This is a genomic window from Pseudotabrizicola sp. L79 (assembly GCF_036553525.1).
Classification (GTDB): Bacteria; Pseudomonadota; Alphaproteobacteria; order Rhodobacterales; family Rhodobacteraceae; genus Pseudotabrizicola.
In genome coordinates, this window is sequence record NZ_JAZHDA010000044.1 from 232,651 (window position 1) to 257,063 (window position 24,413).

23 protein-coding genes are annotated in these 24,413 nt (G+C 61.7%); 13 read left to right on the forward strand and 10 right to left on the reverse strand.

The features are described from left to right. Window positions 1-13 precede the first annotated feature (13 nt). A complete protein-coding gene (prfB, locus tag V3C85_RS05575) occupies window positions 14-1,138 on the forward strand; it encodes a peptide chain release factor 2 (protein WP_331794096.1) in 1,125 nt (374 codons plus the stop codon). Between the two features lie 114 nt (window positions 1,139-1,252). Continuing rightward, entirely contained in the window at window positions 1,253-2,026 is a 774-nt protein-coding gene (locus tag V3C85_RS05580; RefSeq protein WP_331794097.1) for a DUF2189 domain-containing protein, read from the forward strand. Between the two features lie 61 nt (window positions 2,027-2,087). Here V3C85_RS05580 and V3C85_RS05585 read toward each other — a convergent pair whose 3' ends face one another. The 4 genes from V3C85_RS05585 to V3C85_RS05600 all read right to left on the reverse strand — a co-directional run bounded on the left by V3C85_RS05585 (window position 2,088) and on the right by V3C85_RS05600 (window position 5,492). After that, the gene (locus tag V3C85_RS05585; RefSeq protein WP_331794098.1) at window positions 2,088-2,621 is read right to left on the reverse strand and encodes a bactofilin family protein; all 534 of its coding nucleotides are present in this window, start codon (window positions 2,619-2,621) and stop codon (window positions 2,088-2,090) included. Then, a complete protein-coding gene (locus tag V3C85_RS05590) occupies window positions 2,611-3,948 on the reverse strand; it encodes a M23 family metallopeptidase (RefSeq protein ID WP_331794099.1) in 1,338 nt (445 codons plus the stop codon). The genes V3C85_RS05585 and V3C85_RS05590 overlap by 11 nt, the downstream gene beginning before the upstream one ends. A gap of 179 nt (window positions 3,949-4,127) precedes the next feature. Next, window positions 4,128-4,958, reverse strand: coding sequence for a ferritin-like domain-containing protein (locus V3C85_RS05595; protein ID WP_331794100.1), 831 nt, complete (start codon window positions 4,956-4,958; stop codon window positions 4,128-4,130). Window positions 4,959-5,018: 60 nt separating this feature from the next. Beyond that, on the reverse strand, window positions 5,019-5,492 hold the full coding sequence (locus tag V3C85_RS05600) for a peroxiredoxin (RefSeq protein WP_331794101.1): 474 nt from the start codon (window positions 5,490-5,492) through the stop codon (window positions 5,019-5,021). Window positions 5,493-5,642: 150 nt separating this feature from the next. Between V3C85_RS05600 and V3C85_RS05605 the strand changes: the two genes are divergently transcribed. From V3C85_RS05605 to V3C85_RS05630, 6 genes are all read left to right on the forward strand, one after another. Then, a complete protein-coding gene (locus V3C85_RS05605) occupies window positions 5,643-9,023 on the forward strand; it encodes a hypothetical protein (protein WP_331794102.1) in 3,381 nt (1,126 codons plus the stop codon). Further along, a complete protein-coding gene (gene queA, locus V3C85_RS05610; protein ID WP_331794103.1) occupies window positions 9,020-10,054 on the forward strand; it encodes a tRNA preQ1(34) S-adenosylmethionine ribosyltransferase-isomerase QueA in 1,035 nt (344 codons plus the stop codon). Before V3C85_RS05605 ends, queA begins: the two co-directional genes overlap by 4 nt. Before the next feature lie 86 nt (window positions 10,055-10,140). Continuing rightward, window positions 10,141-11,406 carry an MFS transporter gene (locus V3C85_RS05615; protein ID WP_331794104.1) on the forward strand — a complete coding sequence of 422 codons (1,266 nt, stop codon included), beginning with the start codon at window positions 10,141-10,143 and terminating at the stop codon, window positions 11,404-11,406. Window positions 11,407-11,466: 60 nt separating this feature from the next. Continuing rightward, the gene (locus V3C85_RS05620; RefSeq protein ID WP_331794105.1) at window positions 11,467-12,045 is read left to right on the forward strand and encodes a DUF924 family protein; all 579 of its coding nucleotides are present in this window, start codon (window positions 11,467-11,469) and stop codon (window positions 12,043-12,045) included. 111 nt (window positions 12,046-12,156) lie between these two features. Continuing rightward, window positions 12,157-13,554, forward strand: a complete 1,398-nt coding sequence (gene lpdA, locus V3C85_RS05625) for a dihydrolipoyl dehydrogenase (RefSeq protein ID WP_331794106.1) — start codon at window positions 12,157-12,159, stop codon at window positions 13,552-13,554. Window positions 13,555-13,637: 83 nt separating this feature from the next. Next, complete coding sequence (locus V3C85_RS05630; protein ID WP_331794107.1) at window positions 13,638-14,789, forward strand: MFS transporter; 1,152 nt, start codon at window positions 13,638-13,640, stop codon at window positions 14,787-14,789. Here the strand turns inward: V3C85_RS05630 and V3C85_RS05635 are convergent. Further along, window positions 14,771-15,130 carry a rhodanese-like domain-containing protein gene (locus V3C85_RS05635; RefSeq protein ID WP_331794108.1) on the reverse strand — a complete coding sequence of 120 codons (360 nt, stop codon included), beginning with the start codon at window positions 15,128-15,130 and terminating at the stop codon, window positions 14,771-14,773. The two genes, V3C85_RS05630 and V3C85_RS05635, sit on opposite strands and share 19 nt — an antisense overlap. A gap of 236 nt (window positions 15,131-15,366) precedes the next feature. On the opposite strand from V3C85_RS05635, the gene uvrA reads away from it, so the two are divergent. Both uvrA and V3C85_RS05645 read left to right on the forward strand, forming a co-directional pair. Beyond that, complete coding sequence (uvrA, locus tag V3C85_RS05640; RefSeq protein ID WP_331794109.1) at window positions 15,367-18,225, forward strand: excinuclease ABC subunit UvrA; 2,859 nt, start codon at window positions 15,367-15,369, stop codon at window positions 18,223-18,225. 213 nt (window positions 18,226-18,438) lie between these two features. Continuing rightward, on the forward strand, window positions 18,439-18,891 hold the full coding sequence (locus V3C85_RS05645; protein WP_331794110.1) for a hypothetical protein: 453 nt from the start codon (window positions 18,439-18,441) through the stop codon (window positions 18,889-18,891). 65 nt (window positions 18,892-18,956) lie between these two features. Here the strand turns inward: V3C85_RS05645 and V3C85_RS05650 are convergent, their stop codons facing one another. The 4 genes from V3C85_RS05650 to V3C85_RS05665 form a co-directional block, all read right to left on the reverse strand. After that, window positions 18,957-19,166, reverse strand: coding sequence for a YgaP family membrane protein (locus tag V3C85_RS05650; protein WP_331794111.1), 210 nt, complete (start codon window positions 19,164-19,166; stop codon window positions 18,957-18,959). Between the two features lie 84 nt (window positions 19,167-19,250). After that, complete coding sequence (locus V3C85_RS05655) at window positions 19,251-19,898, reverse strand: Crp/Fnr family transcriptional regulator (RefSeq protein ID WP_331794112.1); 648 nt, start codon at window positions 19,896-19,898, stop codon at window positions 19,251-19,253. Between the two features lie 54 nt (window positions 19,899-19,952). Next, the gene (locus tag V3C85_RS05660) at window positions 19,953-20,372 is read right to left on the reverse strand and encodes a hypothetical protein (protein WP_331794113.1); all 420 of its coding nucleotides are present in this window, start codon (window positions 20,370-20,372) and stop codon (window positions 19,953-19,955) included. Between the two features lie 161 nt (window positions 20,373-20,533). Then, window positions 20,534-22,033, reverse strand: a complete 1,500-nt coding sequence (locus V3C85_RS05665; RefSeq protein ID WP_331794114.1) for a CoA-acylating methylmalonate-semialdehyde dehydrogenase — start codon at window positions 22,031-22,033, stop codon at window positions 20,534-20,536. 99 nt (window positions 22,034-22,132) lie between these two features. Here V3C85_RS05665 and V3C85_RS05670 point away from each other — a divergent pair, with 99 nt between their 5' ends. The 3 genes from V3C85_RS05670 to coaD all read left to right on the forward strand — a co-directional run bounded on the left by V3C85_RS05670 (window position 22,133) and on the right by coaD (window position 24,107). Beyond that, window positions 22,133-23,029 carry a LysR family transcriptional regulator gene (locus V3C85_RS05670; RefSeq protein ID WP_331794115.1) on the forward strand — a complete coding sequence of 299 codons (897 nt, stop codon included), beginning with the start codon at window positions 22,133-22,135 and terminating at the stop codon, window positions 23,027-23,029. Window positions 23,030-23,085: 56 nt separating this feature from the next. Beyond that, window positions 23,086-23,520, forward strand: a complete 435-nt coding sequence (locus V3C85_RS05675) for a CBS domain-containing protein (RefSeq protein ID WP_331794164.1) — start codon at window positions 23,086-23,088, stop codon at window positions 23,518-23,520. A gap of 89 nt (window positions 23,521-23,609) precedes the next feature. Then, window positions 23,610-24,107: a pantetheine-phosphate adenylyltransferase gene (gene coaD / locus V3C85_RS05680; protein WP_331794116.1), complete on the forward strand. Its 498-nt coding sequence runs from the start codon at window positions 23,610-23,612 to the stop codon at window positions 24,105-24,107. A 27-nt stretch (window positions 24,108-24,134) separates the two neighbouring features. On the opposite strand, the gene V3C85_RS05685 is transcribed toward coaD, so the two are convergent. Continuing rightward, complete coding sequence (locus V3C85_RS05685; RefSeq protein ID WP_331794117.1) at window positions 24,135-24,305, reverse strand: hypothetical protein; 171 nt, start codon at window positions 24,303-24,305, stop codon at window positions 24,135-24,137. Window positions 24,306-24,413: the final 108 nt, after the last annotated feature.

A 24,413-nucleotide genomic window follows, 5' to 3' on the forward strand; every position in this document is an offset into this window, starting at 1 on the left:
CAAGGGAAGAGACATGCGCGCAGAGACGCAGAACAACATCGCCCTGATCGAGAAGTCGCTGAAACTTCTGGCGCAGCGGATGGATTGGGAAACCGCCCCGCATCGGCTGGAAGAGTTCAATGCGATGATCGAAGACCCCAACCTGTGGAACGATCCCGCCAAGGCGCAAAAGCTGATGCGGGAACGGCAGGGGCTTTTGGATGCGGTCTCGACCTACAAGCTGATTTCAAGCGGCTTGAAAGACAATGTCGAGCTTATCGAGCTGGGCGAGATGGAGGGTGATGCCGAAATCGTCACCGAAGCGGAAAAGGCCCTGAAGGATCTGGTGCCGCTGGCACAGGCCAAAGAGCTTGAGGCGCTGCTGGATGGCGAGGCCGACAGCAACGATACCTTCCTTGAAATCAACTCGGGGGCAGGGGGCACGGAAAGCTGTGACTGGGCCAGCATGCTGGCGCGGATGTATGTCCGTTGGGCCGAGAAGAAGGGCTATAAGGTTGAGTTGCAGTCTGAAAGCGCGGGCGAAGAGGCCGGTATCAAGTCTGCCGCCTACAAGATCTCGGGCCATAATGCCTATGGCTGGCTAAAGTCAGAGTCGGGCGTGCATCGGCTGGTGCGGATCTCGCCCTATGACTCGGCGGCGCGGCGGCATACGTCCTTTTCGTCGGTCTGGGTTTATCCGGTGATCGACGACAATATCGAAATCGTGGTGCCCGACAACGAAATCCGCATTGATACCTATCGGTCCTCGGGGGCGGGCGGGCAGCACGTCAACACCACGGACTCGGCCGTGCGGATCACGCACTTGCCCACCGGGATCGTGACGACCAGTTCGATGAAGTCGCAGCACCAGAACCGCGAAATTGCGATGAATGCGCTGAAATCGCGGCTGTATCAGATGGAGTTGGACAAGCGTAACGCTGCCATCAACGCCGCCTATGAAAACAAGGGCGAAGCGGGCTGGGGCAACCAGATCCGGTCTTATGTGTTGCAGCCCTATCAGATGGTCAAGGATCTGCGCACCGGTGTGGAAACCAGTGACACCCAAGGGGTGCTGGATGGTGACCTTGACCAGTTCATGGCCGCGACCCTGGCCATGGATGTGTCTGGCAAAAGCCGGGCCGAGGCAAACGCCGACTAAGGTGTCTTCCGGGCGGGGCGATTGCCCCGCCGTCGCATTCCGGCTTGCAGATATGTCTTTGCCTGCGGCGTTTTGGCGCTTAGTCTTTCCCTGACACAGGTTTGGGAGGACCGAATGGCCGAAGACGTGGTGCACAGCCGCCCGATGCCCGAAATCATGCTGCTTGATCTTGGCGACTTGCGGGCCGCGCTGACGGCCGGTTGGGCCGATTTCCGGGCGGCGCCGCTGTTTGGCCTGTTCTTTTCGGCGGTCTATGTCTTGGGCGGCTGGATGATCTATTGGGCGATGACCACCAAGGGCCAGATCTGGTGGACCATCATTGCCGGGGCGGGCTTTCCAATTCTTGGGCCGTTCATCGCCTGCGGCTTTTACGAAGTGTCGCGCCGATTAGAGCAGGGGGCAGCGCTGGCCTGGCCCGAGGTGCTGGGGGTGATCTTTCGGCAAAAGGATCGTCAGATCCCCACGATGGCCGCGATTGTCGTGGTGTTCTTTCTGTTCTGGAACTTCCTTGCGCATATGATCTTTGCCCTGTTTCTGGGGCAGGCCACGCTGACGAATATCACCTCTAGTCTTGATGTGTTTCTGACGACCGAGGGGCTGACCATGCTGGCCTTTGGCACCGTGGTGGGGGCGCTTTTTGCGGGTGTCTTGTTCGCCCTGACCGTGGTCAGCCTGCCGCTGTTGCTGGACCGTGAGGTGGATTTCATCACCGCCATGATAGCCAGTTGGAGCCTGGTGATGGCCAATCCAAGGGTCATGGCGGTCTGGGCGTTTCTGATCGCCGCCGGGCTGTTTCTGGGCATGATCAGCGGCTTTCTGGGCCTGTTTCTGGTCTTGCCGTTGTTTGGTCATGCCACCTGGCATTTGTATCGGCGTGCCTTGGACTGAAAAATGAAAAAGGCGCGCCAGATGGCGCGCCGGGCTGTCTTTGGGCCAGAATGGCGGCTGATCAGACGCCGTCGCCAGCGGCCTGTTTGGGGGCCGGGGCTTGTGCCGGGGCCGGGGCGGCAAGGGCGGGCTGTGCTGCCGGGGCCGAGATGCGGCCCTGGGCCAGCGGGTCGTCCTGACGCTGAACCGAACCTTCGAAATGGGCCCCAGATTCGATTGCGATGGTCTTGTGGATGATGTCGCCTTCGACGCGCGCGGTCGCGGTCAGGCGCACTTTCAGGCCACGAACACGGCCAATCACGCGGCCATTGACCACGATATCATCGGCCACGATCTCGCCACGGATGGTGGCGCTTTCGCCAACGGTCAACAGGTGGGCGCGGATGTCGCCCTCAACTGTGCCTTCGACCTGGATGTCGCCAGTGGTGCGCAGGTTCCCGACGATGGTCAGGTCAGACGAAAGGACAGAAGCCGAAGCTTTGCCCTTGGGGGCGGGGGGAGTAAATTCCATGCCAGATTTTGCCGGTGTTTCGGGGGCCTTCGGCTTGTCGTCTGCCTTGGGCCCGGGTTCGTTGATTCGGCTCTTAGAAAACATGGTTCGCTGCCTTTATGAAGGTCATCGGGTTCACGGCTCTGCCGCCGATGCGGATTTCGTAGTGAAGGTGAGTGCCGGTCGAGCGGCCAGAGTTGCCCATATCACCGATCCGGTCCCCGCGCGAGACCCGATCGCCAACATTGACGCGTATCGCGGACATGTGAGCATAGCGCGTTTCGATTCCGAATTCATGCTTGATCTTGACCAGACGGCCATATCCTGAATCCCAACCCGCATGCACCACGACCCCATCGGCGGTGGCATAAATCGGCAAGCCATAGGCGCCCGCCATATCCGTGCCTTCGTGCATCCGGGTGCCGGCGCCCTTGGGGTCGCGGCGATAGCCAAAGCCCGAGGTCCAGCGGAACGCGCCTTTCACAGGCATGGCAAAGGGGGCTTTGAAGGCAGCCAGACGATAAAGGTTCATCCGGTCCAGCCCCGACAGGATGGCGTTGGCGCGCAATTCATCGCCATGGGCCACGCTGCCCTTGGTGGACAAAGACAACGGCGTCAGCGGCCCGCCTTGGCCGGAATAGCCGCGCCGAACCTGATTGAGCAGGTCATCGGGCGACATGCCCGCCTCGCGGAACATCTTGTCCAGCGGCTCCATCGAGACGGAAACCGCCTCTTCCAGCTTGGCGAAAATCTCATTGTTGCGGTCTTGCAGGGCGCGCTTTTCGGCCAGAACGGTATCAATCCGCGCGGCCGCCATTTCTGCGGCGCCCTCCATCACATCCCGCTCTTGCGCGGTCGAGGCCAGGGCCTGGGACAGGATATCGACAGTGGCAAGCGCATCCTGGGCGCGGCCCGCCTCGGTGTGGCTGGCCCCCGATTCCGCCAGCGCCACATTCATCGCCTCCAGTTGCACACGCGCTTCGTCGCGTTCCTTGATGGTGCGGCGCAGGGTGTTCTGGATCACGTCGATCCCGGTTTCCAACTCGCGCCGCCGATCCTCGGAGGCCAGCAGGCGGCCTTGCATTTCAGCAACCTGTTCCAGCGCCAGATTGAACCGATCCTGCGCGCTGGCGGCTTCTTCGGCGCGGGTGTCGCGGTCTTCACTCAGCGCGTTCAGCCGCTGTTCATACAGCACCTGCTGGCGCGCGGTCTGATCGCGGCCTGATCCGGCGCTGATCGAATCCATCAAGATGATCGCTGTCGCCAGGATCGTCCACGCAAGGGCAATGCCGCCCCCGGCCAAGGCAATGGCTTGGGTTGCGGGCCGCAGGCGGATAAAGCGCGTCTCACGGTCTGATTTCAAGAAAAGACGCTGTTCGGGCAAATACCGTTCCAGCGTTCCATTGATGCGATATGCAAGCCTGTTCAACACGCGAGCTTTTTCCGTTCGTTACCTGTTCCAGTTGGCGACGGGCCATGCCAGTGGCGAACCCTGCCTTTGATTAGCCAAGCCCGCCAACCCCTGCAACAAATTTGACCAATCCGACGATTTCTAGGCGGTTTTGAGCATGGGATCGGCAAAGTTTCGCCGATTGGCGTGGATGCGGGCCGTCAACTGCGTGAACGTGCCGCAGCTTCTTCGGCCAAGGGCCAGTAGAAATCGGGCGGCAGGCCGGCGTCGGCGCGCTTGGCCTCGTTGAACGGGGGCTTCAGCGTGCTGTGGAAATAGCGCCGCACAAGGGTGTGGAACGTCTCTTTCGGGTCGCTGCCATCCCGCCCGCACAGCCAGTTGAACCATTTGGACCCATAGGCCACATGGCTGACTTCCTCGGCATAGATCACCTCAAGCGCGGCAACGGCCGCCGTGTCGCCAGCCTTGCGGAAAATCTCGATCATGCCGGGGGTCACGTCCAGGCCACGCGCCTCAAGCACCATGGGCACCACGGCCAGCCGCCCGTGCAGATCGTCTTGGGTGTCGGTTGCGGCACGCCACATTCCGGCATGGGCGGGCATGGCGCCGTAATGGCTGCCGGTTGCTTCAAGGCAGTCGCACATCAGGTTGAAATGCTTGGCTTCTTCGTCGCCTGCCTTGACCCAATCATCGTAAAAGCCCAGAGGCATCGGCTGGTCGGTAAAACGGGCGATGATATCCCAGTGCAGATCGACGGCATTCAATTCGATATGCGCCACCGCATGCAACAGGGCCTGACGCCCGACCAAAGTTCCCGGGCGACGGCGCGGCACATCTCGCGGCGGCAGCAGTGGCGGGTCAGTCGGGCGGGCGGGAAAATCGGGTGGATTGGCGCGACCCACGGCCAAGGGTGTGCCTGCGGCGCGGGCGGCAAACCACTGTGCGGCATGGCGGCGCGCAAGGGCCGTCTTTTCGCGCCCATCGGCTGTGGTCAGAACCTCGACCGCCATATCTGCCAATGTCTGCGCCATGGGTGCCCCGCTGCCTTGTGTCCAAGGCCCTGCCGCTGTCAGGGCCTTGGGCGTGCTATCTCACAGCGCTTGGGCTGCTGCCAAGACCTCATCGGCATGGCCCTTGACCGAAACCTTGGGCCAGACGCGGGCCACCTTGCCTTCGCCGTCGATCAAAAGGGTGGCGCGGTTGATGCCCATATAGGTTTTGCCATACATGCTTTTTTCAACCCAAGTGCCATAGTCTTCGCAGGTCGTCCCGGATTCATCACTGGCCAGAATGACCGAAAGGCCGTGCTTTTTGCAAAACTTGTCATGCTTGGCGACGCTGTCTTTGCTGATCCCGATCACGGTGGTGTTGGCGGCGGCGAAATCGGTCATGCGGGCGCTGAAATCCTGCGCCTCAAGCGTGCATCCGGGGGTGTCGTCCTTGGGGTAGAAATACAAGACCACCTTGCCGGGCCGCAGCGCCGACAGGGTAACGGTGCCACCACCATCGCGGGGTAGGGTGAAATCGGGGGCAGGGCTTCCTGCGGCGGGGAGGTCGGCGGCCATCTGGGCGGCTCCTTGCTGTTTTTGTCACGACCCTTTGTGTTTTAGGTGACGATCCGCAAGAATAAAGAGAGAAGACGCGCATAGGCGCAAAAGACAGGCCTGTGGCGTGGTTTGCGGGCAGGACACAGGGCAACCGAGGCAGGATCAGCGATGACAGACGCGCCCCCGGATCTGGGGGAAAAGGTGCAAAAGCCGGTCAGGCCGCGCTCGGGTCGCGGGCAGCGCGCGCGTCATCATGCGCGCCGGGCCGGGCGGGCCAGTCTGGTTCTGGTGTTGGTGCTGGGGCTGATGGCCGCTGTTGCCACTGTCGGGCTGTTGGCGGTGACGGGCAAGGCGATCCGCCTGCCGGTCTGGGTGGTGGCCGAGGTAGAGGCGCGGGGCAATGCCATTCTGGCCCGCGACATGCCCGGCGCGGGCATCGCGCTTGGCGGCGTGGAAATTACCATTGACCCCGATTGGACCCCGCGCCTGCGGCTTGAGGATCTGCGGCTGTTGCAAGGGCAGGGCAGCACGGTGCTGGCGCTGCCCGATGTGCGGGTGGTGTTCGATGGCACGGCCCTGCTGACGGGCGCGCAACTGCGCCCCAAAAGCCTGCGGTTGATCGGCGGTTCGGTGGCGCTGCGTCGGCAGACCGATGGCACGCTGGATCTGCAATTTGGCGGTGGCGGGCAATTGCCGCCGATCCGGGGGCTGGGTGATGCGCTGGCCTTGGTGGACCGCGCCTTGGCCGCGCCCCTGCTGTCTCGGCTGACGCTGATCGAGGCCGAGGCCGCCAGCCTGACGCTGCGGGATGCGCTGACGGGGCGGCTGTGGTCGGTGGGCGATGGGCGGATGCGAATGGATCTGCGGTCTGACGAACTGGCCGCCGAAGTCGCGCTGACGCTGCTGGACGGGGGTGAGACGCCGGCGCAGGCCGTGCTGACGGTGATCCGCCCCAAGGGCGAAACGCGGCTGCGCGTGAATGCCGCGATCGATCAGGTGGCCGCGCGCGATATTGCGGCGCAGGCCCCGATCCTGTCGTGGCTGGGGGTGCTGTCGGCGCCGATCTCGGGGCGGATTGCGGCAGAGGTTACGGAAACCGGGCTTGCGGTGCTGGATGCGGAAATGGCCTTGGGGGCCGGGGCCTTGCAACCCGAAGGCGCTGCCCGGCCCATCCCCTTTGATCGGGCGGCTTTGCGTCTTGGCTATGATCCGACGCGGGGGCGCATCCGGCTGGATGATCTGTCGGTTGAAAGCCAGACCCTGCGGTTGCAGGCCAGTGGCCATGCCTATCCGCTGGATCAGTCGGGCCATATCTTGACCGGGCCCTTGGGCCAGCGATTGCCAGCGGCCTTTCTGGGGCAGGTGCAGGTCAGCGAGGCCCAGATTGACCCCGAAGGCCTGTTTGAACGCCCGCTGATCTTTACCCAAGGTGCGATGGATGCCCGGCTGACTCTGTCGCCCTTTCGGCTGGATATCGGGCAGGTATCGCTGACAGAGGAGCGCGACCGTCGTTTGTCGCTGTCGGGCCATGCGGCGGTTTTGCCCGAAGGCTGGCAGGTGGCGATGGATTTGCGGCTGGATGCCATTGCCCATGACCGGCTGTTGCAGCTTTGGCCCAAGGCACTGGTGCCCAAGACCCGCGACTGGGTGGGCCAGAACGTGGCCACGGGCCTGTTGACCGACGTCAAGGCCGCGCTGCGGATCTCTCCGGGGGCCGAGCCGCGGCTGGCCCTGGGGTATGAATTCGACGATGCCGAAGTGCGGTTCCTGCGCACCTTGCCGCCCATCCGCAACGGGAAAGGACGATCGTCGATCGAGGGCAAGACCTATCTGGTCGTGCTGGATTCAGGCGAGGTTGAGGCCCCCTTGGGGGGGCAAATCAATGCCTCGGGGTCGGTCTTTCGGGTGCCGGATGTCACACAAAAGCCCGCCCGCGCCGAGATCAGCCTGAAAACAGACAGCACGATCACAGCGGCCCTGTCGCTGCTGGATTTGCCGCCCTTTGGGTTCATGACAAAGGCAGGTCGGCCAGCCGATCTGGGGCAGGGGCGGGCCGTGGTTCATACGCAATTGTCGCTGCCGATGCAGCGGCGGGTGCAGTTGGATGATGTCGATTATTCCGTGTCGGGGGTGTTGCGCGATGTGGCCTCGGACCAGATCATTCCGGGCAAGACCGTTACGGCGAAAGAGCTGGGCCTGAAGGCGGACAAGGGCGGATTGGCGATCTTTGGCCCCGGTCAGGTGGGGGCGGCCAGTTTTGACGTGACGTTCCGCCAAGGCTTTGGCCCCGAGGCCAAGGGGCGGGCCAGTGTGGAAGGTGAGGTGGCACTGTCGCCCGCTGCGCTGAAGGAATTTGATGTGGCGCTGCCCGATGGCATGGTGTCGGGCGCGGGACGGGGGCAGTTGCGGCTGGACCTGGTCAAAGGCGCGCCGCCGCTGTTGTCGTTGCAGACCGATTTGGCGGGCTTGGGGCTGCGGATAGATGCGGTGGGCTGGGCGATAGGGGCGGGCACCAAAGGCAAGCTGGAGCTTGAGGCCCGGCTTGGCAGCCCGCCGCAGGTGACGCGGCTGGCGCTGACGGCACCGGGGCTGAGTGCGACAGGCGCGGTCAGCCTGCGCGCGGGTGGCGGGCTGGACGCTGCCAGCTTTGACCGGGTGGTTCTGGGCGACTGGCTGAAGGGGGCGGTGCGCCTGACCGGGCGGGGGGCCAACCGCGCGCCGGATGTTGCCGTCACCTCGGGCGAGATTGATCTGCGGCGGTTCAAGGCGCCGGGGGGCAACGGCAGGTCAAACACTGACGCGGGCACCGTCAGCCTGCAACTTGACAGATTGATCGTGACCGATGGCATTGCCCTGACAGGGTTGCAGGGCACCTTTGGATTGCGTGGTGGCTTGAACGGGCAATTCCGGGGCAGTGTGAATGGTGCGGCGCGGGTCAGCGGGCAGGTGGTGCCCTCGAAATATGGCACGGCTCTGCGCCTGTCGGGCGAAGATGCGGGCGCGGTGCTGCGTGCGGCAGGTATTTTCCAGTCTGCGCGCGGTGGCACTTTGGCGTTGCGCCTGATCCCGCGGCCCGAGGCCGACAGCTATGATGGCCGCGCCGAAATGGTGGGGGTGCGGGTGCGCAAGACCAGCGCGTTGGCAGAATTGCTATCGGCCATTTCCGTGGTGGGGCTGCTTGAGCAATTGAACGGCACGGGCATTCTGTTTGCCAATGCCGATTTCGATCTGGTGCTGACACCCGATGCCGTTCAGATCAGCAATGGGGCGGCCATTGGTGCTACGCTGGGTGTGACCGTGGCGGGGGTTTATGCCACGCGCACCAAGCAACTGGCCCTGCAGGGCGTGATCTCGCCGGTTTATGTGATCAACGGCATCGGGGCGGCGCTGACACGGCGCGGCGAAGGCTTGTTCGGCTTTAACTATGCTGTTACGGGCACGGCGGATGATCCGCAGGTGCAGGTCAACCCGCTGTCTATCCTGACGCCGGGCATGTTCCGCGAGATTTTCCGCAGCCCCGCACCAGTCTTGGGAAGACGCGCCGAATGAAGCTGAGTGATTTTGATTTTGATCTGCCCGAAGGGCTGATTGCCACGCGGCCGGCCAAGCCGCGCACTTCGGCGCGCTTGCTGGTGGCGCAGGGCGATGCGATCCGCGATCTGCATGTGCGCGATCTGGTTGATCTGTTTCAGCCCAGCGACAGGCTGGTTCTGAACAACACCAAGGTTATTCCAGCCCGGTTGACCGGCACCCGCACCCGCGGAGAGGCGCAAGCCAAGGTCGAAATCACCTTGATGGAACCTGCATCCGACGGGTGGCGCGCGATGGCCAAGCCGCTGCGCAAGGTCAATCCGGGCGAGGTGATTGTCTTTTCGCCCGCACTTTCGGCAACGGTGGCCGAAAAGTCGGACAGCGACCTGCGGCTGATCTTCAACCTGCAGGGGGATGATTTTGACGCGGCCCTTGCGCAGGCCGGGGCCATGCCGCTGCCGCCCTATATCGCGGCCAAACGTGCGCCGGATGCGCAGGATGCCACCGATTACCAAACGGTCTTTGCCCGCCACGCCGGGGCTGTGGCGGCCCCCACCGCCAGCCTGCATTTTGACGAGCCGCTGTTGCGCGCCCTGGTTGCCAAGGGCGTGACGATCACCGAAGTGACCCTGCATGTCGGGGCGGGCACCTTTTTGCCGGTCAAGGTTGAAGATGTTGCCACCCACAAGATGCATGCCGAATGGGGCCGCGTGACCGAAACTGCCGCCGCCGAGATCAACGCCACCAAGGCGGCGGGGGGGCGTGTCATTCCGGTTGGCACCACGGCGCTGCGGTTGATCGAATCTGCGGGCCGCTCGGGCCGGGTGCAGGCCTGGGAAGGGCCGACTGATATTTTCATCTATCCCGGTTTCCGCTTTCAGGTGACCGATGCGCTTATGACGAATTTCCACCTGCCGAAATCGACCTTGATGATGCTGGTCTCGGCGTTGATGGGCAAGGATTGCATCGACCGCGTTTATGCCCATGCCATAAAACAGGGCTATCGCTTTTTCAGCTATGGCGATGCGTCACTGCTGATCCCGGGCTAGGGCGGGAACTTCATCTTTCAGGTCGCCGACAGCGCGACAAAGACGGCCGCGCCCGCTAGGGTTGAGGCAGGAAAAAGGACTTTCGGATGTTTCTGGTTTTGCGCAACACTTGGGCCCTGCTGCTTGGCCTTGGGCTTTTGATGCTGGGCAACGGCATGCAGGGCACGCTTTTGGGTATTCGTGGCGCGCTGGAAGAATTCACGACCACCCAGATGTCGATTGTCATGTCATGCTATTTCGTCGGCTTTCTGTTCGGCAGCCGCATGGCCCCCGATATGATCCGCCGTGTGGGGCATGTGCGGGTGTTTGCGGCCTTGGGGTCGATGATTTCGGCCGTGCTGGTGCTGTATGCGGCGGCCCCCGACTGGATGGTTTGGGCCGCGTTGCGGGTGATCATCGGGTTTTCCTTCTCGGGCGTCTATATCACCGCCGAAAGCTGGCTGAACAACGCCTCGACCAATGAAACGCGGGGGCAGGCGCTGTCGCTGTATCTGATCGTGCAGATGATCGGGATCATCGCGGCGCAGTTGCTGCTGAATGTGGGCGATCCGTCTGGCTATATCCTGTTTGTGATCCCGTCGGTTCTGGTGTCACTGGCCTTTACGCCCATTCTTTTGTCGGTCAGTCAGGCCCCGGCCTTTGACACGACCAAGCCTTTGTCCTTCAAGCGGTTGTTCCATGCGTCGCCACTAGGCTGCGTCGGGATGTTCTTGCTGGGCGGCGTGTTTTCGGCGCAGTTCGGCATGGCCTCGGTCTGGGGCACGCAGGTGGGGCTTTCGGTGGCTGATCTGACGATTTTCGTCTCGGGCATCTATACGGGCGGTCTGGTGCTGCAATATCCGATTGGCTGGCTGTCTGACCGGATGGATCGGCGGACGCTGATCTTGTGGCTTTCGGTGGCGGGGGCCTTGGTTCTGACGCTGCCGGTGCTGACCGATCTGCCGTTCTGGGGGCTGGTGCTGATTGGGGCCTTTGGGGGCGGTATTTCCAATCCGCTTTATTCGCTGCTGTTGGCCTATGTGAACGACTATCTGGACAAGACCGACATGGCCGCAGCCTCGGCGGGGCTGTTGTTCATCAATGGTCTGGGCGCGATTTCCGGCCCGATCATCACCGGTTGGATGATGGAAACCGTGGGGCCTTCGGGCTTTTTCCTGTTCATGGCGATTTTGTTCGCGGTTCTGGCGGCCTATGGCGGCTGGCGGATGACGCAGCGGCGGATCACGCCAGATGCGACCTCGGGCTATACGGCGATTTCGCCCACGGCCTCGGTCGTGGCGGTCGAGGCGGCGGCGCTGGTAGATGCCGAGGATGCCCGGCTGAACGACCCCAACGCAACACCGGGAGAGTGAACGAGGCTTGCGCGCCGCTTGGCCTGCTGTCACGGTGGGCCAAAAGAGAAGGAAGCGCGCATGTCTGATCCGGTTCAGGTGCTGGATTTCTGGCTGGGGGACATCGGCCCCGAGGGTTGGTATGCGGGCACGCCCGAAATTGATGATGCGATTGCCGTGCAATTTGGCGATCTGTGGCAGGCCCTGCATGATGACGGGCTGGAGCATTGGATCGGGGGCACGGTGGGCACGCTGGCCTATCTGATCGTGGCCGACCAGTTCGGGCGCAACATCCATCGCGGCACGGCACTGGCTTTCGCCACCGATGGCAAGGCCCGCGCCGCGGCCCGGCTGGCGGTCGAACAGGGCTGGGATCTGGATGCGCCCGAACCGGAACGGCAATTCTTTTACCTGCCCTTCGAGCATTCGGAAGATCTGGCCGATCAGGACTTTTGCGTGCGCCTGATGGAAGAACGCCTGCCATCCGAGCCGGGTAACCTGCTGCATGCCCGCGCCCATCGTGAGATCATTGCGCGGTTTGGCCGCTTTCCGTTTCGCAACGCTGCCCTTGGCCGTGACACCAGCCCCGAGGAAGCCGCCTTTCTGGAGGCCGGGGGGTATGGTGCGGTGGTGCGGCAGTTGCAGGCCGATCAGGCATGAAACGGGCCCGGCGTCAGCCATGCGCTGCATGCATGGGGGGCGGGCGTCAGCTCTGTTGCTTCATCCGAGGCGATAGTTTAGGGGTAAACCACTTTTTCACGGGAGGGAAATATGGCCGCTCAGAACTTTGATGTGATCGTTGTCGGTGCGGGGCCGGGGGGCTATGTCGCGGCCATTCGCGCCAGTCAGCTGGGCCAGAAGGTGGCCATTGTCGAGCGCGAGCATCTGGGCGGCATTTGTCTGAACTGGGGCTGTATCCCGACCAAAGCCATGCTGCGCAGCGCCGAGGTGTTTCACCTGATGGAGCGCGCCAAGGAGTTTGGCCTGAAAGCCGACGGTATCGGCTATGATCTGCCCGCCGTTGTGGCGCGCAGCCGCGCGGTTGCCAAGCAACTGTCGGGCGGCATTGGCCATCTGATGAAGAAGAACAAGGTGACGGTCTTCATGGGTGCCGCAACCTTGCCCAAAAAGGGTGTGGTTTCGGTCAAGACCGACAAGGGCACCGAGGAACTGACGGCAAAGTCGATCGTGCTGGCCACCGGGGCGCGGGCGCGCGAATTGCCGGGGCTAGAGGCGGATGGTGATCTGGTCTGGTCCTACAAACATGCGCTGGTGGCAAGCCGGATGCCGAAAAAGCTGCTGGTCATTGGGTCTGGGGCGATCGGGATCGAATTCGCCAGCTTTTTCAACACACTTGGCGCCGATACCACGGTGGTTGAGGTGATGGACCGCATCTTGCCGGTGGAGGATGCCGAGATCAGTGCCTTTGCCAAGAAAAGCTTTGTCAAACAGGGCATGAAGATCATGGAAAAGGCGGCAGTCAAAAAGCTGGATCGCACGCCCGGCAAAGGCGTGGTTGCCCATATCGAGGTGGGGGGCAAAGTTGAAACCCACGAGTTCGACACCGTTATTTCGGCCGTTGGCATTGTTGGCAATGTCGAAAACCTTGGGCTGGAAGCTTTGGGCGTAAAGATCGACCGCACCCATGTGGTGACGGATGAATTCTGCCGCACTGGCGTTGACGGGCTTTATGCCATTGGCGACATCGCCGGGGCGCCGTGGCTTGCCCACAAGGCCAGCCATGAGGGCGTGATGGTTGCAGAATTGATCGCGGGCGGTCATCCGCATCCGATCAAGCCCAACAGCATTGCCGGCTGCACCTATTGCCACCCGCAGGTTGCCAGCGTTGGTCTGACCGAGGCCAAGGCCAAAGAGGCGGGCCATGAGATCAAGGTCGGGCGCTTCCCCTTTATCGGCAATGGCAAGGCGATTGCCCTGGGCGAGAGCGAGGGCATGATCAAGACCGTGTTCGATGCCAAGACGGGCGAATTGCTGGGCGCGCATATGATTGGGGCCGAGGTGACGGAGCTGATCCAAGGGTATGTTGTCGGGCGGTCACTGGAGACGACGGAAGAAGACCTGATGAACACCGTCTTCCCGCATCCGACCTTGTCCGAGATGATGCATGAAGCGGTGCTGGACGCCTATGGCCGGGCACTGCACATGTAATGAAAGGCTGTAGGGGGGCTGTCTGCCCCCCTCGGCCTGCGGCCGCCCCCCGAGGATATTTATGAACAGATGAAGGGGCGGTTATGCGTTCAGTGCTGACGGTCATCGCGGTCTGGTGTGCGGGTCTGGGTGCTGCAGCGCAATTCGGCAAGGTCTCGATCCTGTTCGAAGCCTTTTCCCGGCAGTATTCCGATCATTCCTTGGTGGCGGTTGGGCTGGTGGTGTCGATCGTGGGCATCGTCGGGCTGATCTTTGGCACAACGGCAGGGTTGGTGGTGGCGCGGATCGGGCCGCGCCGGGCCATGGTGGCGGCGCTGGGGGCCGGGGCCGCGATGTCGGCGGTGCAGGCGCTGGGGCTTGGCTATCCGCTGATGATCGCCTCGCGCATTGTCGAGGGCTTTTCGCATCTGACGATTGTGGTGGTGGGGCCGACAGTGATGGCGGCCATGGCGACAGACCGCACGCGCGGTTTGGTGATGACCTTGTGGTCAAGTTTCTTTGGCATGGCCTATACCCTCCTGGCGCTGTTCGCACCCTGGCAGGTCGAGGGGCTGTTTCTTGGCCATGCGGTCTGGTTGCTGATCTGCGGCATGGCGCTGGCGGTGTTGCTGCCCGCGGATCCGCCATCGCCGGGCCGGCCCAAGGGCGGGGGGCTTTGGGCGCAACATCTGGCCATCTATCGCTCGCCCCAGATGGCAGCGCCGGCGATGGGGTTCTTTTGCTACACCTTTCTTTATGTGGCCTTGCTGACGCTGGTGCCGCCGCAGGTGCCTGGGGCATTGCGTGGGTTCGTGGCGGGGGCGATGCCCTTTGTGTCGATTGCCGTGTCTTTGACGCTGGGGGTGTGGCTGCTGTCGCGCCTTAGCCCGGTGCGTCTGGTGCAGATGGGCTATTGGGCGGCGATCCCGGCTTTTGGGGTGCTGGCCCTGGGATGGGGGCATGGCCCCACGATGGCGGTGGCGGCGCTGTGGCTGTCGGCCGCATTGGGGTTGGTGCAGGGGGCCAGTTTCGCAGCGATTCCGGTGCTGAACCCCACGGCCGAGGGGCGGGCACGGGCGGCGGGGGCCGTAGCGCAACTGGGAAATCTGGGCACAACCACCGGCACCCCGGTGATCGCTGCGATCCTGGCGACAGGCGGCGCAAAGGGGCTTGCCCTGGTTGCCATTGCCGCCTGTCTGTTGGGGATTGGCCTGCATGCACTGCAGGCGCGGCGGCGTCAGATCTTTTCGACCTGACCGCCCCCCGCCATCCAGTCGCCAAAGCCACCGATGTTGTAAACTTGGGCATAGCCAAGGCGCGACAGGGTTTGCGCCGCCATCGACGACCGCCCGCCCGAGGCGCAATAGAGAGCCACCGGCTTGTCATGTGAAATCATGCAATCGGCGGCCTGCGGATCGCATTTCAGGCCAAGGATCGACAGCGGAATGGCCACCGCGCCCTTGGCTTTGCCCGAGGCCTTGATCTCGGCCATTTCCCGCACATCGACCAAAGTCATCTCGTTTCTCGCAACTTTGGCAGCGATTTCGGCAACGGACGGTGGCGGGGCAGAGGGGGCACTGCGCAGGAAATTGAACATTCTGAACTCCTGAAACCGATGTTTCTCTTTCATATATAAACTAATGAATATGTAAAGAGCCAAAGGCCCGCGCTCCCCGCAAGCCGCGGCGCTTTTTGCGTCAAACTGGGCAAGGCGCCCAAGCCCGTGTCAGAGAACGGGGGAAAACTCTTGCCCGTTTCTGGTTTGTTCACATTTTGGCATTGGAGAGTCCTGCATTTCAGCCTATTTGTGGGCGGCTGGTATCGGGGGTGATCATGGCCGAGCAGAAGTTCATCGAAGTGCGCGGGGCGCGAGAGCATAATCTCAAGGGCATCGATGTCGATATTCCGCGTGACCAACTGGTTGTGATTACGGGGCTTTCGGGGTCGGGCAAATCCAGTCTGGCCTTTGACACGATCTATGCCGAAGGCCAGCGGCGCTATGTCGAATCGTTGTCGGCCTATGCGCGGCAGTTTCTGGACATGATGGGCAAGCCAGACGTTGACCATATCAGCGGTCTGTCGCCCGCGATTTCCATCGAACAAAAGACCACCAGCAAGAACCCCCGGTCCACCGTTGGCACTGTGACCGAGATTTACGACTATATGCGCCTGCTGTTTGCCCGTGTGGGCACGCCCTATTCCCCCGCCACGGGCCTGCCGATCACGGCCATGCAGGTGCAGGATATGGTCGATGCGGTGATGGCGATGGAGGAGGGCACGCGCGCCTATCTGCTGGCGCCCATCGTGCGCGACCGAAAAGGCGAATACAAAAAGGAATTCCTTGATCTGCGCAAGCAGGGGTTTCAGCGCGTCAAGGTGAATGGCGCGTTTTATGAGTTGGAAGAACCACCCGTTCTGGACAAGAAGTTCCGCCATAATATCGACGTGGTCGTTGACCGCATCGTGGTGCGTGAGGGGCTTGAGACGCGGCTTGCCGACAGTTTTCGCACCGCGCTGAATCTGGCCGATGGCATTGCGGTGATTGAAACCGCGCCAACTGAGGGCGAGGGCGAGCGGATCACCTATTCCGAGAAATTCGCCTGCCCGGTGTCGGGCTTTACCATTGCCGAAATCGAGCCGCGTCTGTTTTCGTTCAACGCGCCCTTTGGGGCCTGCCCGGTGTGCGACGGGCTGGGGGTAGAGTTGTTCTTTGATGAACGGCTGGTTGTGCCAGATCAGGGGCTGACCCTGATGCAGGGGGCAATTGCGCCGTGGTCAAAGTCGAAATCCCCTTATTTCACCCAGACGATTGATGCGCTGGCCAAGCATTACGAATTTGACAAGAAGAAGAAGTGGAAAGACCTGCCCGCCTTTGTGCAGCAGTTGTTCCTGCATGGCTCGGGTGGCGAGGAGATCGAGTTCCGCTATGACGAAGGGGGGCGGATCTATCAGGTCAAGCGGGTGTTCGAGGGGGTCATTCCCAATATGGAACGGCGCTACCGCGAAACCGACAGCGCCTGGAGCCGTGAAGATATGGAGCGGTTCCAGAACAACCGCGCCTGTGGCAGTTGCGGTGGCTATCGCCTGAAGCCCGAGGCTTTGGCGGTGAAAATCGCGGGCAAGCATGTGGGTCAGGTCACCCAGATGTCGATCCGTGAGGCGTTTGACTGGATCGGCTCGGTGCCCGAGGCGCTGACGAACCAGAAGAATGAAATCGCCCGCGCCATTCTCAAAGAGATCCGCGAACGTTTGGGCTTTCTGGTGAATGTCGGGCTTGATTACCTGACGTTGTCGCGCAACGCAGGCACGCTGTCAGGGGGAGAGTCGCAGCGCATTCGTCTGGCCAGCCAGATCGGCTCGGGCCTGACGGGGGTGCTGTATGTGCTGGATGAACCCAGTATCGGCCTGCATCAGCGCGACAACGATCGCCTGCTGACCACGCTGAAAAACCTGCGCGATCAGGGCAACACTGTGCTGGTGGTCGAGCATGACGAGGATGCGATCCGTGAGGCGGATTACGTCTTTGACATCGGCCCCGGTGCCGGGGTGCATGGCGGGCAGGTGGTCAGCCATGGCACGCCGCAGGCGGTGGCGGCCGATCCGGCCAGTCTGACCGGCCAGTATCTGTCGGGCCAGCGAGAGATTTCAGTGCCAAAGGTGCGGCGCAAGGGCAGCGGCAAGAAGCTGACCGTGGTCGGGGCCGAGGGCAACAACCTGAAAAAGGTGACGGCTGATTTCCCCTTGGGCAAGTTTGTTTGTGTTACCGGGGTGTCGGGGGGCGGTAAATCCACGCTGACCATTGAAACCCTGTTCAAGACCGCCGCGATGAAGCTGAACGGCGCGCGCGAAACCCCAGCCCCGTGTGAGACGATCAAGGGGTTTGAGCATCTGGACAAGGTCATCGACATCGACCAGCGCCCGATTGGCCGCACGCCACGGTCGAACCCGGCCACCTATACCGGGGCCTTTACGCCGATCCGCGACTGGTTCGCGGGCCTGCCCGAGTCAAAGGCGCGCGGGTATCAGCCGGGGCGGTTCAGTTTCAACGTCAAGGGCGGGCGCTGCGAGGCCTGCCAGGGTGATGGCGTCATCAAGATCGAGATGCATTTCCTGCCCGACGTCTATGTGACCTGCGAAACCTGCAAGGGCCAGCGCTATAACCGCGAGACCTTAGAGATCAAGTTCAAGGGCAAGTCGATTTCCGATGTGCTGGACATGACCTGTGAAGACGCGCAAGAGTTTTTCAGCGCCGTTCCCAGCATCCGTGAAAAGATGGATGCCTTGTGTCAGGTGGGTCTGGGTTACATCAAGGTAGGCCAACAGGCCACCACCCTGTCCGGGGGCGAGGCGCAGCGGGTCAAGCTGTCAAAGGAACTGGCGCGCAGGGCCACGGGTCGCACGCTGTATATTCTGGACGAGCCGACGACGGGCCTGCATTTCGAAGATGTGCGCAAACTGCTGGAAGTGCTGCACGAATTGGTCGAGCAGGGCAACACCGTGGTGGTGATCGAACATAATCTTGATGTGATCAAAACAGCAGACTGGATCATCGACATTGGCCCCGAAGGCGGTGATGGCGGTGGCAAGATCGTGGCCGAGGGCACGCCCGAAGACGTGGCCAAGGTCGAGGCCAGCCATACCGGGCGCTATCTGAAAGATATGCTCAAGCCGCGCCGCGTGGCTGCCGAGTGATACGGGCACCGGCCCTGCTGTGTGGCAGGGCCGGTTGGTTGCGGTTTGGAAACCTTGGTTTACGCTGCGGCAACAATGGGGCAGCAGCGGGCCGATTGCCGCGCGATTTCCCTATTGTTGTCGCCTATCGGCCCTGATTGTTCTTCATCGTGAAAGAATGAGCAGGTCTAGGGGGCCGACATGACTTTGACGAAAACATTTACAACATCCTTTTTGAAACTTTTGCTTTTGGCGCTGGTCCTGTCGTGGGTCTGGCTTGCGGCTGGTGTGACCTTGCTCGACGCACCGGTTCTGACCCTGCGGTTCGGGATTGTTATGCTGTGCCTTGCGCTTGCGGCGCTGATCCTGATTGGCCAACCCAGCAGCATGAAACCCGTTCTGGCGGCGGCCTATGGCATCATCTTTGCCCTTGTGGCGGTGGTGTCGATGGGGGGGCTGTCTGGTGGTGGCGTGATCCAGACGGTTCAGATTGATCTCGAGGGCTATCCGCAACAGACCATCGTTCAGCTTTTGCCGCGTGATCAGCTTGGCAATCAGGCGTTGTTCGAAACCTTGATGGCGATGCGCGAAACGCCCTATGATCTGGAGCGGACATGGGAAGAAGAGATTGGCGTGCAGGCTGTTGGCCGCTCTGCCTTTTCGCCGATGTCGATTGGCGGGTTCTGATCTGTCGCCAAAGCCACACCAAAAAGGCCCCCAAGGGGGCCCTTTCGACGTTTGTTCCGGCTTTGTCAGCCCTTTTTCATCGGGCAGGTGTTCAGCCCCAGGATCGAATAGGCGGGGCAAGTGGACATCAGGCCCGTCAGCAAGGGCACAATCCCGATCAGTTTGGCATAGTGCCAAAAGCCCGTGCCCTGATCGAGGAAGAACCACGCCAACAGCGCGATCCCGACAACGATGCGCAAGATGCGGTCTGTGCCGCCCACATTGGTTTTAAGCATATCAAGACCCTTTCCCTAAGGTTCTGGCACCAGCCAGATCACGCATAAGATTAGGCGATGGCGTCAGATCCGTCTGTGATCTGGTCACCCAAGGGATGCGGCAAGCCGCCGCAAGGCAGGCATATCGCGCAAATGCACTTCGCCCCGTTCGGTGCTGACCCATCCTTGGCGCGCAAAACCATCAATCCGGCGCGTCACCACCTCGCGGGCCGATCCGATACGCGCGGCCAGTTCTGCATGGGTGGCGACAACCACACCGTCGTTTTGCAACTCCAGCAGCTCGGCCGCCAGACGGCATTCAATGCGGCCAAAGGCGACGCGCTCTAAAAGGCGGGTCAGATCGTTCATTCTGCGCGCAAAACTTGCCAGAACGAAACTGCGAAAGCCTGCATCTTCCTGCATCAAATCCAGAAACAGGGGCTTTGGGATGACGGTCAGTTGCACGGCGGTCGCCGTGATCGCCTCGCCTGTATAGGCCTCTCCTCCCAGCAGGCCCAAGGTGGTTTGCACGCAGGACTGGCCGGGTTCAACGGCATACAGCAGAATTTCGCGCCCAGAAGGCCCGGTCAGATTGACGTCGATCCGTCCGTGCAAGACCACTGCAAACCCGTTTGCCGCATCACCGGCGCGAAACAAGACGGTGCCTTTGGGCACGTCGCGCGCGGGCAGCGCCGCCAGGCGCGCGGCATGGTCTGGCGACAATCCGGGAAGAGTGGAAATCCAATGTGTCATGGGCGCAGGGGAACTGGAATTCCCGCCTTTTGCAAGGGCGCAAAGACCCTGTGATCAGGCAGCTTGGGCCAAGAGGTGTGAAATCGACTTTGCCGACAAGCCCAGCAATTGCAGGGCCTCTTGCTCATCATCAATCACGCGGGCCACAACGAAATTCGACACATCCCAAGACCGTGTCATCGTATGGGCCACAGATCGCGTCGCATCTGTTGGCGCGTAATAGACCATCAGGGTCTGGACGCCCGGCTTTACGAAATGGTCGGCCATCATGGCCAGAAATTGCATCATGCCCACCGGGTTCGACTCGATGCTGGTCATGGCAGACAGATCAATGAACCGCTTTTGGCCCAAGGCGCAGTCAGGGTGAGACATGTGATCCCGAAACGCTTCCTTCGCTTCGGCGATGGTCACGTCGCCCGAGACGCGAACGTAAACAAGGCCAAATTCCCTGAGAATACGAAAATCAACTGCCATACTTTTGATGCCTGACTACCCATTGCGACCACTGATTGAACACTGGCGACATTAAACACGCAAAGTCTTTTTTGCAGGCATATCAGGTATGTTGTGCAGAAACCACGAAAAAAGCCCACCGATTGTGCATCGGTGGGCCTTGCGCTGCATTTGGCCGGGTATCAGTCCATCGCTTTGAAGTTGAAGGCCGAGCCTTCCTTGATACCGCTGGGCCAGCGTGAGGTGATGGTTTTGGTGCGCGTGTAAAAGCGGAACGCATCAGGCCCGTGCTGGTTCAGATCGCCAAAAGCCGATTTTTTCCAGCCGCCAAAGGTGTGATAGGCCAGCGGCACCGGGATCGGAACGTTGATGCCGATCATGCCGATGTTGATGCGGTTGGCGAAATCGCGTGCCGTATCGCCATCGCGGGTAAAGATCGCGGTGCCATTGCCGTATTCATGATCCATGGCAAGGCCGATCGCTTCTTCATAGGTCTTGGCGCGGACGGTGGACAGGACCGGCCCGAAAATCTCTTTGCGGTAGATGTCCATATCCTTGGTCACATGGTCAAACAGATGCGGGCCAACAAAGAAACCGTCCTCATAGCCCTGCAACTTGAAGTCGCGGCCATCGACCACCAGCTTTGCGCCTTGCTGCACGCCGGATTCGACCAGTTTCAGGATGTTGGCCTTGGCGGCTGCGGTGACAACGGGGCCGTAATCCACGTCATTTCCGGCCGTCCAGGGACCAACCTTCAGCTTTTCGATCCGTGGGATCAGCTTTTCGATCAGCGCATCTGCCGTGGAATCGCCCACCGGCACGGCCACCGAAATTGCCATGCAGCGTTCGCCTGCCGCGCCATAGCCGGCCCCGATCAGCGCATCGGCGGCCTGATCAAGATCGGCATCCGGCATGATGATCATATGGTTCTTGGCGCCGCCAAAGCACTGCACGCGCTTGCCGTTCGAACAGCCACGGCCATAGATGTATTCGGCAATCGGCGTCGATCCGACAAAGCCGATGGCGGCAACGGTCGGGTTATCGAGGATCGCATCGACCGACTCTTTGTCGCCGTTGATCACCTGCAACACGCCATCGGGCAGCCCGGCCTCTTGCATCAGCGCGGCCAGCATCATCGGCACGCTGGGGTCACGCTCGGACGGCTTGAGGATGAAGGCGTTGCCGCAGGCAAGCGCGGGGCCCATCTTCCACATCGGGATCATGGCGGGGAAGTTGAAGGGCGTGATGCCCGCGGCCACGCCAACGGGTTGGCGCATCGAATACATGTCGATGCCGGGGCCGGCGCTGTCGGTGAATTCGCCCTTCAGCATCTGTGGGGCGCCGATGCAATATTCGATCACTTCCAGACCGCGCTGGATGTCGCCCTTGGCATCGGGAAAGGTCTTGCCATGTTCGGAAGACAGCGCCTCGGCCAGCTTGTCCATGTCGCGGTTCAGCAGATCGACGAATTTCATCATCACGCGGGCGCGGCGCTGCGGGTTGGTGGCCCCCCAAGCCGGTTGTGCGGCGGCGGCTGCGGCCACGGCGGCGTCAAGCTCGGCCTTGGTGGCCAGCGCAACCTTGGCCTGCACCTCGCCCGTCGCCGGGTTGAACACATCCGCAAAGCGGCCCGACGTGCCCGCAACATGCTTGCCGTTGATCCAGTGTCCGATCTCTTTCATGGGAAGTCCTCCAATTGTTGGGGCACAATAGCCTTGCGGAAATGCCTTAAAAAGATCAAATATCCCAAAAGCATTTTGCATTAATGCAAAGGGGGGCGGATGGACTGGGATGATCTGCGCATCTTTCTGGCCGTGGCCCGCAGCGAAAGCCTGTCGGGCGCGGGCAAGCGGCTGGGTCTTGATCCGGCAACCATCGGCCGCCGGATCGCACGGCTGGAGGATCGTTCAGCCGCCCTGTTGTTTGCCAAATCCCCGCAAGGCTATGCCCTGACCGAAGAGGGCGCGCGCCTGCTGCCCCATGCCGAAGCGGCCGAGGCTGCGGCCCTGGCCGCGGATGAGGCGCTGAGGGGCGCTGAGGGGGCAGGGGGCTTGGCCGGGCAGATCCGCCTTGGTGCCCCCGACGGCTGTGCAAACTATCTGTTGCCCCCGGTGATCGCCCAGATCACGCAGGCCAATCCGGGGCTAGAGGTGCAGATCGTGGCCCTGCCGCGCGTGTTCAACCTGTCAAAACGAGAGGCCGATATGGCCATCGGGGTCAGCCGCCCACAAGCCGGGCGATTGACCGTGCAAAAGCTGACGGATTATCACCTGTCATTGGCGGCCCACCCCGATTATCTGGCCGCGGCACCGCCCCTGACCAGCCTTGCCGATCTGCGCCACCATCGGCTTGTGGGCTATATCCCCGATATGATCTTTGACAAGGAACTGGATTACCTGGCCGAACTTGGGGCCTCGACGGCGGCGGTCACGTCAAACTCGGTGCCGGTGCAGTTGCAATTGCTGCGCGCCGGTGCTGGTGTGGGGGTGGTGCATGACTTTGCCCGCCCCCATGCGCCCGAGCTGGTGCGCCTGCTGCCGCAAGAGATGCGATTGACCCGCGCCTTTTGGCTGATCCGTCACGAAGGCGATGCACGCTCGGCCAGGCTGGCCCGGTTTGCCGATGCCCTGGCATTGGGAATCCGGCGCGAAGTTCAAAGACTTGAAGCTTTTTCTTGACAGACTCATGGTGCCCGTCCGACCCTTGACCCAAGGACATGAGGGGAGGAGATGCCATGCTGGTCAGCCAGATTCTGAAATCCAAAGCCGATGAAGGGGTGGTGACTGTGCCGCCGGGCACCACAGTGGCCAAAGCCGCCGAAACCTTGTCAGCCCGCCGGATCGGGGCGCTGATCGTTTCGCCCGATGGCAAACGCGTGGCGGGCATTGTCTCTGAACGCGATATCGTGCGCGAATTGGGGCGCCGGGGCCCGGCTTGCATGGCCGAAACCGTGGACAGCATCATGACCTCAAAGATCATCGCCTGTGCGCAAGGCGACCAGACCGATGAGGTGCTGCAAAAAATGACGGACGGGCGCTTTCGCCATATGCCCGTGATGGTGGACAATGAAATGGTGGGGCTGATCTCGATCGGGGATGTGGTCAAGGCCCGGCTGATGGAACTGGCGGCCGAGAAAGATGCTTTGGAAGGCATGATCAAGGGCTATTGATCGGCAGCCAAACGGGCGGATGCAGCGCTTTCACGCTTGCATTCACGCGCGCAATATTGTTGCGTGCCGCAAAAATCCGAGGGACTCTCATGCGCATCGGCCTTTATCCCGGCACTTTCGACCCGATCACGCTGGGCCATGTCGATATCATCCAGCGCGCCATGGCGCTGGTTGATCGATTGGTCATCGGGGTTGCCATCAACCGCGACAAGGGGCCGCTGTTCAGCCTGGAAGAGCGGGTTGCCATGGTCGAGGCAGAGTGCCGGGCCATCACCGACCGCACCGGGGGTGAGATTGTGGTGCATCCGTTCGAGAACCTGCTGATCGACTGTGCCCGCGATGTGGGGGCCAGCGTCATCGTGCGCGGTCTGCGGGCCGTTGCAGATTTTGAGTATGAATTTCAGATGGTTGGCATGAACCGCGCGCTGGATGCCAGCATTGAGACGGTGTTCATGATGGCCGATGCACGACGGCAGGCGATTGCATCAAAGCTGGTCAAGGAAATCGCGCGCCTGGGGGGCGATGTGTCAAAGTTCGTGACCCCGCCGGTGGATGTTGCCTTGCAGGCAAAATACGCGCACAGCTAGGCCGAGGGCCGGGCCATAAGGCCCGACTTAGGCCGCGTCGCCATACACGGCTTTGCGGGCGATCCGGTCGGCATCGCCGGGGTAGATATCCAGATCACGCGCCACATTCAGCGGCATATTGGCAATTTCGGCACGGGTTTTGCGATAAAGCGCATAGGTGCGGGCCGAATTGCGCAGCATTTCATAAACAGAGATCATGGTGTCTCTCCTTTCCTAATTCAGGCGGATCGTTCCGCTTGGTCAGGATGTAAGCATTCCGTTATCGCTAACAACGCTCAAATGCGAGAGTCCGCCATGCGGTAGACG